The following is a 14,199-nucleotide window of genomic DNA, read 5'->3' as shown; positions in this document are numbered from 1 at the left end:
TGGCTCTGGCCAGGCAATGCCTGATCGCTTCTCCAAACAGTGGAAGCGATCGGGCGTGATGTCCAGGCGAGGGAGCCCTGCCCCCTCGCCAAGTTTTTACAGTTTGTCACCTTGCATCCCCGAACCCAAGTCTGCGCCAGTGGTGGGATCGCTTTCAGGGTTGGACATCGTCCGCGCCTTCATATCCATCAGCAAGGCTTCGTCTTTTTTACTCAGCTGTACGCTCGCCAGGCCATCGCCGCCATCCACCGCCGGCGTGGGGTCTTCGACGAACTCCCAGTCGTCGCCCTGGTTCCATGGGCCGCGTACAGCCGGCTCGCCCTGGGACATGTTGAAGTACACATTGGTGAACTCCGGCATGCCCGGCAATTTACCCTGAGGGAAATTGGGCTGGATGGAATGCAAGGCTTTTTCAAAAGACATCTGGTGAGCGATTTCCCGAGTCATCAGGAAACCCAGCGCCTCTTTTACGCCTGGATCGTCGGTGACGTTCATCAGCCGTTCATAGACGATTTTCGCCCGGGCCTCGGCGGCGATGTTGGAGCGCATGTCCGCGGTCGGCTCGCCAATGGTGTCGATGTAGGCTGCGGTCCAGGGCACACCCGCCGAGTTGGTCAGGGGTGAACCGGCACCATACAAAAGGCTGGTGATATGGGAGTCGTTGCCGGCACCGTTGATATCCCGGTACAACTGCCCTTCCTTTTCCACGCCTTCGGCCATCTGGCCTTTGGCGCCCTTGTTCAGCATCACGATGATCGAACCGATGATCTCCAGGTGGCTGAGCTCTTCGGTGGCGATGTCCATGAGCAGATCCTTGCGGCCCGGATCATCTTCGGACAACGCCTGGGTGAAATACCGCGAGGCGGCCGCCAGTTCACCCTGGGCACCGCCGAATTGTTCGAGCAACAGGTTGGCAAGTCCCGGATTGGGTTCAGCCACACGCACGGTGTATTGCAGCCGCTTATTATGTAGAAACATGATTGAAACTCCTCGATCAAGGCACACAAACGCGAGAGCACTGCCAGAAAAGCAATGCCCTCAAGTTTCTGAAAAAGTTAAATGAATAAAATTTGTTTTTTATCCGACAAACAAGACGAATGGCCCATCACCCCTGCTGAGAGGCGGCAGGTGATTAAATCAATGAAACATCCGACTTGAATGCCACGCTGGAGCACTGGACATGAACGGTCCAGACCCCGTACCTCGGCACAGGGCCGGCGAAGCCATGGAAGTTACGAGGTGCGTCCACCACCGCGGCTGTTTTCACCGCCTTTGCGACCGGCCTCGGAGGCTTTCTCCCGGTCATTGGCAAAGTTGCCACCGGAGGCTTGCCCGCCCTTGCGGCCCGCCTCGGCTGCGCGCTGCGGGTCATTGGCGAAGTTGCCGCCAGAGGCCCGTCCGCCCTTGCGCCCGGCCTCAGACGCACGGCCCGGGTCGTTGGCGAAATTGCCGCCGGAGGCCTGTCCACCTTTCTTGCCGGCTTCCGATGCCTTCTCACGATCGTTAGCGAAATTGCCAGGGTTTTTATTTCCTGTGTTAGCCATTTCATTCACCTCGTTAGTTGATGTAACGAACCTTCGATGGCTCGTCTTATTCGGAAAATCCGACGCCTCGAAGGTTTGAACAAAAAGCGCCAGCGGCGACGAACGGTCAATTGACCGTTTGTTTTAATTACGCGGCGTCACTCATATAACAATGAACTATCAAACAAGCGGCGGATGATAAGTAACTTCAACGCCGCCTGCACGGCGATACACCCGCCATTGATCGTTCACAAAAAACAGTGCGTGTCTTTCCACGCTGTCCGCCAAAGGCCGGGGGACGCCGGCACCCCACTGCACCGGTCTCGTCACCCTGGCCTCGCGCCGTTCCAGGAAGCCAAAACTCGCGGGCTGCCGGCGTTATCCTGCACCACCGCACTGACCGGCTTGCGGCGTCCGGATACCCTGTCGCCGATACCCGGATTTAGAGATGATTCACGGAGAAACAAAAGACCGAAGGCGCCCTCAGGAAGACCCCACCAGCAACTGGACTTCCAGGTTCGCTGCCGCGACACCGTGGTTGGCGACGTACACGTCGGCGGTCCAGCCCTTGGTCAGGTTGTGATAGGCCTGGGTGCCCAAGGCCGTGCCGCTGTCCCACTCCAGGATGTCGCCAATGTCGATATCACTGGCAGAGCGCAGTTCGAGCACGGTGTGACCGTCCTCCTGCGCCACGTACACACCGACCATTGCACTCTGTCGATTGATGGCCCGTACTTCACCTGTGGTCTGCTTCATACGTTTGCCCTTCTCGGCAGCTTCAACAGCGACCGACACCGGCCGGTCGCTGCTTACCTCAGCGCTTGGCTTCGGTGTGGGGATTGTCCGAACGTTCCAGAAACGCCTGCGTGATCTGTGGCAAATGATCACGCAGCCACTCGGCCATGGCGATTTCCTGCGGCAGGATCTGCTCGCAAGCTCGCTGCGTTTCCACATCGCCGGCCACTTTCGCGGCCTCGATCAGCACGGTGTAGGAAGCGATTTCGAGGTTCTCGAAGACGTAGCCACTCATGGCGCCCTTGACCACCTCGTCGCTCATGGTCATGCCGCCTACCGCCTGACCGAAAGCCATGAGCTTGCCAGCCAGGTCCTTGAGCGTCGACGTGCTCCCGCCCAGACGCTGGATGCATTGCTCCACCAGTTTCTGCTGACCGAGGGTTTCCTGCAGGTGCTCCTCGATTCGCGCCTTCAGCACCGGATAATGTTCGAGACGTTCGGCCTGGGCCTTGAGCATCTTTTCCGCCTGCTGCTCCATGGCATGGGCGTCCTTGAGCCAATCCAACAGGTTCTCTTTTGGCGTTGCCATTTCTTTCTCCTTTAGCCGTGGTCGACACTGCCGCGCAGCGCGACGGTTCTGAAGTACCGCACATAAAAATGGATAGCCCCGCGTCGGGGAAAGTTTGAAAAGAGCGCGGGCCAGGGCGACGAAAGGCGCCGCAAGCGCTCCCGCGCGTTGGAATGCTAACCTCAACCGCTCCAGGCCAACGGAGACCTTCCATGCCCGACGACCTTCACCTCGAACCGCTCGATCGATTGCTGGCGCACATGAGCGGACGCCGTTTCCTGGTGCTCACCGGTGCGGGCATCAGCACGCCGTCCGGCATCCCCGACTACCGCGACAGCGAAGGTGTGCGACGGGGGCGACAGCCGATGATGTACCAGGAGTTCCTCGCCCAGGCCGACGCCCGTCGGCGCTATTGGGCGCGGGCGATGCTCGGTTGGCCACGGGTGCGCCAGGCCAGGCCGAACGCAGCCCACGAGGCCCTGGCCCAATTGCAGGCTCAACAGCGCATCACCGGGCTGATCACGCAAAATGTCGACACACTGCACGACCAGGCCGGCAGCCACGACGTCATCGAACTCCACGGCAGCCTGCACCGGGTGTTGTGCCTGGATTGCAACCAACGCAGCGAGCGACAGCAGATCCAGCAATTGATGGAAGCGCAAAACCCCTACCTGGCCGGCGTCGATGCGGTCCAGGCGCCCGATGGCGACACGCTGCTGGACCCGGCCTTCGAGGCGCGCTTCCAGGTGCCCTATTGCCCCCATTGCAACGGCAACCGGTTGAAACCCGACGTGGTGTTCTTTGGCGAGAACGTCGCCCCGCAAACCGCCGCACGCGCCAGTCAGGCCGTGGAGGCCGCGGACGGCCTGCTGGTGGTGGGCTCGTCACTGATGGCCTACTCGGCGTTTCGTCTGTGCCGCAGCATCAAGGATCAGGGCAAGCCCCTGCTGGCGATCAACCGGGGCAAGACCCGCGCCGACGAATTGCTCGATCTGAAACTGGAGGAGCCGTGCGAGGCGCTGTTGCCGTTGCTGGCCCGCCCGCTCACCTGATCACACAAACCCTGTGGGAGCGAGCTTGCTCGCGAAGGCGGACTGTCAACCGACATCGATGTTGAATGCGCCAGCGTCTTCGCGAGCAAGCCCGCTCCCACAGGGCTGAGTGGCCAACTCCTGGTCCTTGAAGGTATCGAACAGCGCCTGGGCCGCCGCCGACAGTTCATGCCCAGGCTTGGTCAGCACACCGATGGCCCGCTCCACCACCGGATCGCTCAAGGTGATGCAACGGGCACCCAGCTCGTGCATCTGGCCGACACACAGCGCCGGCACCGCGCTCACCCCCAGGCCACTGGCGACCATCCGTCCGACCGTCGCCAGTTGATGGCTCTCGAACTCCACCGGCAGCTTCATGCCCCGCGCCTGCAAGTGCTCTTCCAGCATCACACGGACGGTGGACGGCCGTTGCAGGGTGATGAACGGCTGTTCGAGCAAGGTCTTCCAATCGACGTCACGGCGCTGGGCGAGCGCTGAATCCTGCGGCACCACCGCGACGAAACGATCGAGGTACAACGGCGTGAACGCCAGCGACGAACCTTGCAGCGGCTCGAACGCCACGCCCAGTTCGACATGCCGATCGCGGACCATTTCCAGCACCTGCTCGTTGATCACGTCGTTGACCGTGACATTGACATTCGGATAGCGGGCGCGGAAGGTCTTGAGGATAGGAGGCAACAGGTTGCCGGCGAACGAGGGCATTGCCGCCAGCGTTACCCGGCCCCGCTGCAAGGTGAAGCGCTGGCGCATTTCATCCTCGGCGTTGTCCCAGTCCGCCACCAGCCGGCGCGCCAGTGGTAACAGGGATTCACCTTCGGGCGTCAGCGCAACGTTACGGGTATTGCGGCTGAACAGGCGCCCGCCCAGGCCTTCTTCCAAGGCCTTGATGGTCAGGCTCAAGGCCGACTGGGACAGGTGCAAACGCTCGCCCGCCACGGCAAAGCTCAGGCTCTGGGCCACGGCGAGGAAGGCGCGGATCTGCTTGAGGGTCATGGGGATCGCTTCGCTCCAGCGGCAAGCCGTAAGTTTCGAGCCGCAAGTGGACGACGGCAACTATTGAGGTTTATCAATCAATCCAACCTAAAAATCAACTTAACAAATATATGACTTGGCGCAACACTGCACTTCATTGCGACCCCATCAAGAATAAAAGAGGTGTCTATGGCAGGTTTCGACAAACGCGTGAGCTCCTATGAGCAAGCCCTGGAAGGCCTGAAGGACGGCATGACCGTGATCGCCGGCGGCTTCGGCCTCTGCGGCATCCCGGAAAACCTGATCGCCGAGATCAAGCGCAAGGGCATCCGCGACCTTACCGTCGTCTCCAACAACTGCGGCGTCGATGGTTTCGGCCTGGGCGTGCTGTTGGAAGACCGGCAGATCCGCAAGGTGATCGCCTCCTACGTGGGCGAAAACGCCCTTTTCGAGCAGCAACTGCTCAGTGGCGAAATCGAAGTCCAGCTCACGCCCCAGGGCACTCTCGCGGAAAAAATGCGCGCCGGTGGCGCAGGCATCCCGGCCTTCTTCACCGCCACCGGCGTCGGCACGCCAGTGGCCGAAGGCAAGGAAGTGCGCGAATTTCATGGCCGCCAATACCTGATGGAAGAGTCCATCACGGGCGACTTCGCCATCGTCAAGGGCTGGAAAGCCGACCATTTCGGTAACGTGGTCTACCGCCACACCGCGCAGAACTTCAACCCGCTGGCCGCCACCGCCGGCAAGATCACCGTGGTGGAAGTCGAGGAAATCGTCGAGCCCGGCGAGCTGGACCCGACGCAGATCCATACCCCCGGCATCTACGTCGACCGGATCATTTGCGGCACGTTCGAAAAGCGCATCGAACAGCGCACCGTGCGCAAGTAATCCCCTGCCCTGCGGCCCGAATGAAGGAATAACAACATGGCACTTTCCCGCGAACAAATGGCTCAACGCGTCGCCCGCGAAATGCAGGACGGCTACTACGTGAACCTGGGCATCGGCATTCCCACCCTGGTCGCCAACTACATCCCCGAAGGCATGGAAGTCATGCTGCAATCGGAAAACGGCTTGCTCGGCATGGGCGCGTTTCCCACCGAAGCCGAAGTCGACGCCGACATGATCAACGCCGGCAAGCAGACCGTCACCGCGCGTATCGGCGCGTCGATCTTCTCTTCGGCCGAATCGTTTGCGATGATCCGCGGCGGCCACATCGACCTGACCGTGCTCGGTGCGTTCGAGGTGGACGTCGAAGGCAACATTGCCTCGTGGATGATCCCCGGCAAGCTGGTCAAGGGCATGGGCGGTGCGATGGACCTGGTGGCCGGCGCCGAGAACATCATCGTGACGATGACCCATGCGTCCAAGGACGGCGAGTCGAAACTGCTGCCCCGTTGCAGCCTGCCGCTGACCGGCGCCGGGTGCATCAAGCGCGTGCTGACCGACCTGGCCTACCTGGAAATCCAGGACGGCGCCTTCATCCTGAAAGAACGCGCCCCGGGCGTCAGCGTCGAGGAAATCGTCGCCAAGACCGCCGGCAAACTGATCGTGCCGGACCACGTCCCTGAAATGCAGTTCGCTGCCCAGTGAGGAGAGATTCGATGCAAGAAGTCGTGATTGTCGCCGCTACCCGTACCGCCATCGGCAGCTTCCAGGGTTCGCTGGCCTCCATTCCTGCGCCGGAACTCGGCGCCGCGGTGATCCGGCGCCTGCTGGAGCAGACCGGCCTGTCCGGCGAGCAGGTGGACGAAGTCATCCTCGGCCAGGTGCTGACCGCAGGCTCCGGACAAAACCCGGCCCGCCAGGCGTCGATCCTCGCCGGCCTGCCCCACGCGGTGCCGGCGCTGACCCTGAACAAGGTCTGCGGCTCGGGACTCAAGGCCCTGCACCTCGGTGCCCAGGCGATCCGCTGTGGCGATGCCGAAGTGATCATCGCCGGCGGCATGGAGAACATGAGCCTGGCGCCCTACGTGCTCCCGGCCGCCCGCACCGGCCTGCGCATGGGCCACGCGAAAATGATCGACAGCATGATCACCGATGGCTTGTGGGATGCCTTCAACGACTACCACATGGGCATCACCGCCGAAAACCTGGTGGACAAGTACGGCATCAGTCGCCAGGAGCAGGACGCCTTTGCCGCCGCGTCCCAACAGAAAGCCGTCGCGGCCATCGAGGCCGGTCGGTTTGCCGATGAGATCACGCCGATCCTGATTCCCCAGCGCAAAGGCGACCCGGTGGCCTTCGCCACCGATGAACAACCGCGTGCCGGCACGACCGCCGAATCCCTGGGCAAGCTCAAGCCGGCCTTCAAGAAGGACGGCAGCGTCACCGCCGGCAACGCCTCGTCGCTCAATGACGGCGCCGCCGCAGTCGTGTTGATGAGCGCTGAAAAAGCCAAGGCGCTGGGACTGCCGGTGCTGGCGAAAATCAGTGCCTATGCCAATGCGGGCGTCGACCCGGCCATCATGGGCATCGGCCCGGTCTCGGCCACCCGCCGCTGCCTGGACAAGGCCGGCTGGTCGCTGGAGCAACTGGACCTGATCGAAGCCAACGAGGCCTTCGCCGCCCAGTCGCTGGCCGTGACCCGGGAACTGGAATGGGACCTGGCCAAGGTCAACGTCAACGGCGGCGCCATTGCCCTGGGCCACCCTATCGGTGCATCCGGGTGCCGGGTGCTGGTGTCGCTGCTGCATGAAATGATCAAGCGCGACGCCAAGAAAGGCCTCGCGACCCTGTGCATCGGCGGCGGCCAGGGCGTTGCCCTGGCGCTTGAGCGAGCCTAGTCACACCCGGTTCAACGGTGGCAGCGCGGACCCACGAATTTCCGCGCCGCGACCGGCAACACCACCGGCACAACCTCGGTTGCGCCGGTTTTTTTTTTGCCTGTGTGTTTATCGGGATACTTGCCGGCCCCATCGCGAGCAAGCTCGCTCCCACAAGGGGATCTGTGGCGGACACACTTCTCCAGTCCACCAACAACATTGGGCTGTGGTGGGCACACATTTCCAGTCCACCAAACAACCCTGTGGGAGCGGGCTTGCCCGCGAAGGCGGTGGGTCAGTTTGCTCCGGTGCTGGATGGACCATCGCTTTCGCGAGCAAGCCCGCTCCCACAAGGGGATCTGTGGTGGGCACACCTCTCCAGTCTCCCACAAGGGGATCTCAGGACCTGGCGCCAAACCGGTCGCGGCTGTTGGTCAGGTGCAACCACATGGCTGCGCGGGCGGCGTCCGGGTCTTGGCGCTTGATGGCGTTGAAGATCGCCTCGTGCTCCAGGTTCGCCAATTGCGCCAGCTTGCCCAGGTCCGCCTGGCCCCGCTCGATCACGTTCACCCGGGTCCTGGGGATCATCGCACTGCCCAGGTGCTGCATGATCTCGACAAAACAGGTGTTGTCCGTGGCTTCGGCAATCAGCAGGTGGAAACGCCGGTCGGCTTCGACGCAGCTGTCGTTGTTGCTGGACAACCGCTGGTAGTCATCCAGCGCCTGGCGCATCTGCTGCAGGTGGTCTTCGCTGCGCCGCTGGGCGGCCAGGGCGGCGGCCTGGGTTTCCAGGCCCAGGCGCAACTCAAGGATGCCGCGCACCCCCTCCGCCGTATCGACATTGAGCCGCAGCCCTGGCTCGCCGGTGGGCTCGAGCACAAACGTCCCGATGCCGTGACGGGTCTCCACCAGCCCCGAGGCCTGCAACTTGGAGATCGCCTCGCGCACCACCGTGCGGCTGACGCCATGCTCGCGCACGATCGCCCCTTCGGACGGCAACTTCTCCCCTGGCTTCAACTGCCCCAGCAGAATGCTCTGGCTCAGCTTCGCGACCAGGTCGTGGGCCAGGTTATGGGTACGCTTGCGCAGGGGCGCTTCGGTGTCTTGCATCGCCGGGGTTCCTCGAAGACAGGCTGAATGATCCTACCACCAGTGGTAAGGCGAGTAATCGGCAATGCAATGCCCAACTTGTATGACAACATACTGAAAACCTACGAAATACTGTAAACCTCGCCTTTAAAATTCGCTGCCCTTGCCGCTCCCCCACTCAACTCCGCCAATGTAAACATCCAAAAAAACCTAACAAATACGGCATAAGAACCCATCCCACCCGAGCCAATCATCATCAAAAAGCGCTTGTCAGCGAAAAAAATCGAGTTGTATGATGTCTAGCAACATCGGCACCTGCACGATGCCCCGCATAAAAATAACGAGTGGGAGAAAAAACCAGTGAACACATCCATCCCCCAGGCCAACGCCGGTGCGGATCCCGTGCTGCTTTCGGCCATCGCCAAGGTCAAGCGCCACATCCTGCCGCTGTTCGTCATCATGTTTGTCGTCAACTACATCGACCGGGTGAACATCGGTTTCGTGCGCGCCCACATGGAGCACGACCTGGGCATCGGCGCCGCGGCCTACGGCTTTGGTGCCGGCCTGTTCTTCATCGGTTATGCGCTGTTCGAAGTACCTTCCAACATCCTGCTGCAACGCATCGGCGCCCGCATCTGGCTGACCCGCATCATGCTCACCTGGGGCCTGGTGGCCGCCGGCATGGCGTTCATCCAGAACGAAACCCACTTCTACATCCTGCGTTTTCTGCTCGGCGTCGCCGAAGCCGGCTTCTTCCCGGGGGTGATCTACTACTTCACCCGCTGGCTGCCAGGCGCCGAACGCGGCAAGGCCATCGCCATCTTCCTCAGCGGCTCGGCCATTGCGTCGTTGATCTCCGGCCCACTGTCGGGGCTGCTGCTGCAAATCAACGGCCTGGGCATGCACGGCTGGCAGTGGATGTACTTCATCGAAGGGATGTTCTCGGTCGGCCTGTGCGCCTTCGTCTGGTTCTGGCTCGACTCCAAGCCCCACGACGCCAAATGGCTCAAGCGCGAGGAGCAGGACGCACTGGTAAAAGCCATCGACGATGAGCAACGGGCCCGCGAGGCCGCCACGCCGATCAAACTGTCCATCGGCCAACTGCTCAAGGACCGCCAGATCCTCCTGTTCTGCCTGATCTACTTCTTCATCCAACTGACGATCTACGCCGCCACCTTCTGGCTGCCGAGCATCATCAAGAAGATGGGTGACCTGAGCGACATCCAGGTCGGCCTGTTCAACTCGATCCCGTGGCTGTTGTCGATCGTCGGCATGTACGCCTTCGCCTCGCTGTCGTCGAAATGGAAATTCCAGCAGGCCTGGGTGGCCGCCGCCCTGTTGATCGCCGCGGCGGGGATGTTCATGTCCACCACCGGTGGGCCGGTGTTCGCGTTCGTCGCCATCTGCTTCGCGGCCCTGGGCTTCAAGTCAGCCTCCTCGCTGTTCTGGCCGATTCCCCAGGCTTACCTCGACGCCCGGATCGCCGCTGGCGTGATCGCCCTGATCAACTCGGTGGGCAACCTCGGCGGCTTCGTCGCCCCCACCACGTTCGGTCTGCTGGAACAGCACACCGGCTCGATCCAGGGCGGCCTCTATGGCCTGGCGACCACCTCGATCATCGCCGCGATCATCGTCTTCGCCGCCCGCAATACGCCCAAGGCCAAGTCGGCAACGACGCCTACCCACTCGGCCGCCAGCCACGTCTGACCATTCGATTGCTCAAGGACTCGCACCATGAATTCTCAAGAAACCAGCAACGCCCCGATCATCACCAGCATGCAGGTCGTGCCCGTGGCCGGTCATGACGGCATGCTGCTGAACCTCAGCGGCGCCCATGGCCCGTTCTTCACCCGTAACGTGGTCATTCTCAAGGACAACGCCGGCCACACCGGCGTCGGCGAAGTGCCCGGCGGCGAACGCATTCGCCAGACCCTCGAAGACGCCCGCTCGCTGGTGGTCGGCAGCCCCATCGGCACCTACCAGAAGATCCTCAACACCGTGCGTCATGCGTTCGCCGACCGCGATGCCGGCGGCCGCGGCCTGCAGACCTTCGACCTGCGCATCACCATCCACGCGGTGACCGGCCTTGAAGCCGCCCTGCTGGACCTGCTCGGCCAGCATCTGGACGTGCCGGTGGCAGCCCTGCTTGGCGAAGGCCAGCAACGCGACGAAGTGAAGATGCTCGGCTACCTGTTCTACGTCGGCGACCGCCAGCAGACCGACCTGGCCTACCGCAGCGAGCCGGACGCAGACATCGACTGGTTCCGCGTGCGCCACGAAAAAGCCCTGGACGCCGACGCCGTGGTCCGCCTGGCCGAAGCCGCCCATGCCCACTATGGCTTCCAGGACTTCAAGCTCAAGGGCGGCGTGCTCAAGGGCGACGAAGAAATCGAAGCGGTCACGGCCCTCGCCGAGCGCTTTCCCCAGGCACGCATCACCCTCGACCCGAACGGCGCCTGGTCACTGAAGGAAGCGATCCGCCTGTGCCGCGACCAGCACAAGGTCCTGGCGTATGCCGAAGACCCTTGCGGTGCCGAGCATGGCTATTCCGGCCGGGAGGTCATGGCCGAGTTCCGCCGCGCCACCGGCCTCAAGACCGCGACCAACATGATCGCCACCGACTGGCGCGAGATGGGCCATGCCATCACCTTGCAGTCCGTGGACATCCCCCTGGCCGACCCGCACTTCTGGACCATGCAGGGTTCCGTGCGCGTGGCGCAGATGTGCAACGAATGGGGCCTGACCTGGGGTTCTCACTCCAACAATCACTTCGATATTTCATTGGCGATGTTCACCCACGTGGCCGCCGCCGCGCCGGGCGACATCACGGCCATCGATACCCACTGGATCTGGCAGGACGGCCAGCGGCTGACCAAGGCGCCCTTGCAGATCCAGGGCGGCTGCGTGCAAGTGCCGAAAAAACCGGGGCTGGGGATCGAACTGGACACCGATCAACTGGCCAAGGCCCATGAGCTGTACAAGGGCATGGACCTCGGGGCACGGGACGATGCGGTGGCGATGCAGTACCTGATTCCGGGCTGGACGTTCAACAACAAGCGGCCGTGCCTGGTGCGCTGAAGGAATCACAAAAGTCCTTCAGGTGAGCACATCCATGTGGGAGCGGGCTTGCTCGCGAAGAGGGCCTGACAGTCAGCATCGATATTGACCGTCAGACCGCTCTTCGCGAGCAAGCCCGCTCCCACATTGGAACTGCGGTGATCTTTGATTCTGTAACCGCCACAGTTGGCCTTTATGTAACCCCTAACCCTCCGGCCGCAGGATCAGCACCGCCAACGGCGGCAGGTTGAGCTCCAGCGACAGGGACTGGCCATGGCTCGGCACCTCTTCGGTGCTGGCACCGCCACTGTTGCCATAGTTGGACCCGGCGTAGGTCGCGGCATCGCTGTTGAGCAGTTCCACCCACCGCCCAGGGAACGGCACGCCCACCCGGTAGGCCTCACGCGGCACCGGGGTGAAGTTGGCGACCACCAGCACCGGCCGGCCTTCCTTGCTCCAACGCAGCCACGCATAGACGCTGTTCATCGCGTCGTCGCCAATCAGCCATTGGAAACCTTGGGGCGCGTCGTCCTGGTCGTGCAGGGCCGGTTCCTCGCGGTACAACCGGTTCAAATCCTTGACCAGTTGCTGGACACCGCGGTGCTCAGGGTATTGCAGCAGGTACCAGTCCAGTTGCTGGTCGTGGTTCCACTCGCGCCACTGGCCGAATTCGCAGCCCATGAACAACAGTTTCTTGCCCGGATGCCCCCACATGAAGCTTAAGTAGGCGCGCAGGTTGGCGAACTTCTGCCAGCGATCACCGGGCATCTTGTCGATCAGCGAACGTTTGCCATGGACCACTTCGTCATGGGAAATCGGCAGGACGAAACGCTCCGACCAGGCGTACACCAGGCCGAAACTCAGCTCATTGTGGTGATGGGCGCGGTACACCGGGTCCTGCTGGATGTAGTGAAGCGAGTCGTGCATCCAGCCCATGTTCCACTTGTAGGAAAAGCCCAGGCCGCCCTGCTGCGTGCTCTGGCTGACGCCCGGCCACGCGGTGGACTCCTCGGCGATGACCAGCGCGCCCGGCGCCTCCAGCGCCACCACGTCGTTGAGGTGACGCAGGAAATCGATGGCTTCCAGGTTCTCGCGGCCACCGTGACGGTTGGGCACCCACTCGCCGGCCTTGCGCGAATAGTCGCGATAGAGCATCGAGGCGACGGCATCCACACGCAGGCCGTCGACATGGAAATGCTTGAGCCAATGCAACGCCGACGCCAGCATGAAGCCGTGGACCTCGGTGCGCCCGAGGTTGTAGATCAGGGTGTCCCAATCCTGGTGGAAGCCTTCCAGCGGGTTGCCGTATTCGTACAGCGCGGTGCCATCGAACTGGGCCAGGCCGTGGGTGTCGGTGGGGAAATGCGCCGGCACCCAGTCCAGGATCACCCCGATGTCGGCCTGGTGACAGGCGTTGACGAACGCGGCGAAATCATCCGGCGAACCGAAGCGTGCGGTCGGCGCGAACTGCGACAGCGGCTGGTAGCCCCAGGACCCGCCGAACGGATGTTCCATGATCGGCATCAGCTCGATATGGGTGAAGCCCAGGTCCTTGACGTAAGGCACCAGGCGCTCGGCCATTTCGTGCCAGTTGTATTGCCGGGCAACTTCCCCCGCCTCGTCGGTCTCGCATTGCCAGGAACCGGCGTGCAACTCGTAGATCGACAGCGGTGCACCGGGCAATTGCCGTTCGCGGCGCCGTTGCATCCAGTCATCGTCCTGCCAGTCGATCTTCAACGGCGAGGCGACTTTCGAGGCAGTGTCTGGCGGCATCTGCGTGGCCAGCGCCACCGGGTCGGCCTTGAGCGGCAGGATGCCGTGGGCACCGAGGATTTCATACTTGTAGGCTTCGCCCGCGCCCAGTCGGGGAATGAACAGCTCCCACACGCCGGAGGGATACCGGATGCGCATCGGGTGCCGACGACCGTCCCAGACGTTGAAATCCCCCACCACCGAGACCCGTCGCGCGTTCGGTGCCCACACGGCGAAGCGTACGCCGTCGACACCGTCCACCGTGGTCAACTGCGCGCCAAGGCAGGAACTGAGGTCGCGATGGTTGCCCTCGGCAAACAGGTAGAGGTCCATCTCCCCGAGCAAGGCGCCAAAACTGTAGGGGTCTTCGGCCACTTGCTCACCGCCGGCCCAGCGGGTACGCAGCAGGTACGCCTGGGCATGGTCGAAATGCCCGACGAACAGGCCCGGGGTTTCGGTCAGTTGCAGCTCCCCCAGTTCCTGGCCGCCGTCGCGGGCCAGCACATGCACACTCAGCGCACCCGGCAGGTAGGCGCGGATGAACTGCCCGCCGGCCCCGTCGCCGTGGGGGCCGAGGATGGAAAACGGGTCGTGGTGTTCGGCACGCACCAGCGCGTCGATGTCCTTGACGGACGGCAGCAACGCGTCCTTGGGCTGTCCTTGGGGTTCTTTGTTCGAGACGCTCATGA

General features: G+C 62.6%; 13 protein-coding genes. 6 read left to right on the top strand and 7 right to left on the bottom strand.

Annotation, left to right across the window (positions count from 1 at the left end; genetic code table 11):
* Positions 1 to 96: 96 nt before the first annotated feature.
* The 4 genes from AD664_RS22605 to AD664_RS22590 all read right to left on the bottom strand — a co-directional run bounded on the left by AD664_RS22605 (position 97) and on the right by AD664_RS22590 (position 2,847).
* Complete coding sequence (locus tag AD664_RS22605) at positions 97 to 978, bottom strand: manganese catalase family protein (protein ID WP_042731041.1); 882 nt, start codon at positions 976 to 978, stop codon at positions 97 to 99.
* A 254-nt stretch (positions 979 to 1,232) separates the two neighbouring features.
* The gene (locus tag AD664_RS22600) at positions 1,233 to 1,544 is read right to left on the bottom strand and encodes a general stress protein (protein ID WP_047739136.1); all 312 of its coding nucleotides are present in this window, start codon (positions 1,542 to 1,544) and stop codon (positions 1,233 to 1,235) included.
* 462 nt (positions 1,545 to 2,006) lie between these two features.
* Positions 2,007 to 2,279 carry a hypothetical protein gene (locus tag AD664_RS22595; protein ID WP_042731043.1) on the bottom strand — a complete coding sequence of 91 codons (273 nt, stop codon included), beginning with the start codon at positions 2,277 to 2,279 and terminating at the stop codon, positions 2,007 to 2,009.
* 58 nt (positions 2,280 to 2,337) lie between these two features.
* Positions 2,338 to 2,847, bottom strand: a complete 510-nt coding sequence (locus AD664_RS22590) for a ferritin-like domain-containing protein (protein ID WP_053149944.1) — start codon at positions 2,845 to 2,847, stop codon at positions 2,338 to 2,340.
* Between the two features lie 191 nt (positions 2,848 to 3,038).
* Here AD664_RS22590 and AD664_RS22585 point away from each other — a divergent pair, with 191 nt between their 5' ends.
* The gene (locus tag AD664_RS22585) at positions 3,039 to 3,878 is read left to right on the top strand and encodes an NAD-dependent protein deacetylase (protein ID WP_053149941.1); all 840 of its coding nucleotides are present in this window, start codon (positions 3,039 to 3,041) and stop codon (positions 3,876 to 3,878) included.
* Positions 3,879 to 3,923: 45 nt separating this feature from the next.
* Here the strand turns inward: AD664_RS22585 and AD664_RS22580 are convergent, their stop codons facing one another.
* Positions 3,924 to 4,871 carry a LysR family transcriptional regulator gene (locus tag AD664_RS22580; protein WP_256207131.1) on the bottom strand — a complete coding sequence of 316 codons (948 nt, stop codon included), beginning with the start codon at positions 4,869 to 4,871 and terminating at the stop codon, positions 3,924 to 3,926.
* A 168-nt stretch (positions 4,872 to 5,039) separates the two neighbouring features.
* On the opposite strand from AD664_RS22580, the gene AD664_RS22575 reads away from it, so the two are divergent.
* Genes AD664_RS22575 through AD664_RS22565 form a run of 3 tightly spaced genes read left to right on the top strand, consistent with a single transcriptional unit; the run spans position 5,040 to position 7,633 of the window.
* Positions 5,040 to 5,738 (top strand): CoA transferase subunit A, encoded by a 699-nt coding sequence (locus AD664_RS22575; protein ID WP_042731046.1) that lies wholly within the window; start codon positions 5,040 to 5,042, stop codon positions 5,736 to 5,738.
* Between the two features lie 36 nt (positions 5,739 to 5,774).
* Entirely contained in the window at positions 5,775 to 6,440 is a 666-nt protein-coding gene (locus AD664_RS22570; protein WP_003180355.1) for a CoA transferase subunit B, read from the top strand.
* 11 nt (positions 6,441 to 6,451) lie between these two features.
* On the top strand, positions 6,452 to 7,633 hold the full coding sequence (locus AD664_RS22565) for an acetyl-CoA C-acetyltransferase (protein WP_042731048.1): 1,182 nt from the start codon (positions 6,452 to 6,454) through the stop codon (positions 7,631 to 7,633).
* 378 nt (positions 7,634 to 8,011) lie between these two features.
* Here the strand turns inward: AD664_RS22565 and AD664_RS22560 are convergent, their stop codons facing one another.
* Positions 8,012 to 8,722 (bottom strand): FadR/GntR family transcriptional regulator, encoded by a 711-nt coding sequence (locus AD664_RS22560; protein WP_053149939.1) that lies wholly within the window; start codon positions 8,720 to 8,722, stop codon positions 8,012 to 8,014.
* A 339-nt stretch (positions 8,723 to 9,061) separates the two neighbouring features.
* On the opposite strand from AD664_RS22560, the gene AD664_RS22555 reads away from it, so the two are divergent.
* Positions 9,062 to 10,408 carry an MFS transporter gene (locus AD664_RS22555; RefSeq protein WP_053149936.1) on the top strand — a complete coding sequence of 449 codons (1,347 nt, stop codon included), beginning with the start codon at positions 9,062 to 9,064 and terminating at the stop codon, positions 10,406 to 10,408.
* Between the two features lie 27 nt (positions 10,409 to 10,435).
* Positions 10,436 to 11,779, top strand: a complete 1,344-nt coding sequence (gudD, locus tag AD664_RS22550) for a glucarate dehydratase (RefSeq protein WP_053149933.1) — start codon at positions 10,436 to 10,438, stop codon at positions 11,777 to 11,779.
* Positions 11,780 to 11,962: 183 nt separating this feature from the next.
* Here the strand turns inward: gudD and glgB are convergent, their stop codons facing one another.
* The gene (gene glgB, locus AD664_RS22545; protein ID WP_053149930.1) at positions 11,963 to 14,197 is read right to left on the bottom strand and encodes a 1,4-alpha-glucan branching protein GlgB; all 2,235 of its coding nucleotides are present in this window, start codon (positions 14,195 to 14,197) and stop codon (positions 11,963 to 11,965) included.
* Positions 14,198 to 14,199: the final 2 nt, after the last annotated feature.

Source organism: Pseudomonas sp. P97.38 (genome assembly GCF_001269745.1).
Taxonomy (GTDB): domain Bacteria; phylum Pseudomonadota; class Gammaproteobacteria; order Pseudomonadales; family Pseudomonadaceae; genus Aquipseudomonas; species Aquipseudomonas chlororaphis_E.
The sequence above is the reverse complement of the archived record's forward strand: the minus strand, read 5'-3'. Positions and strand labels throughout refer to the sequence as shown.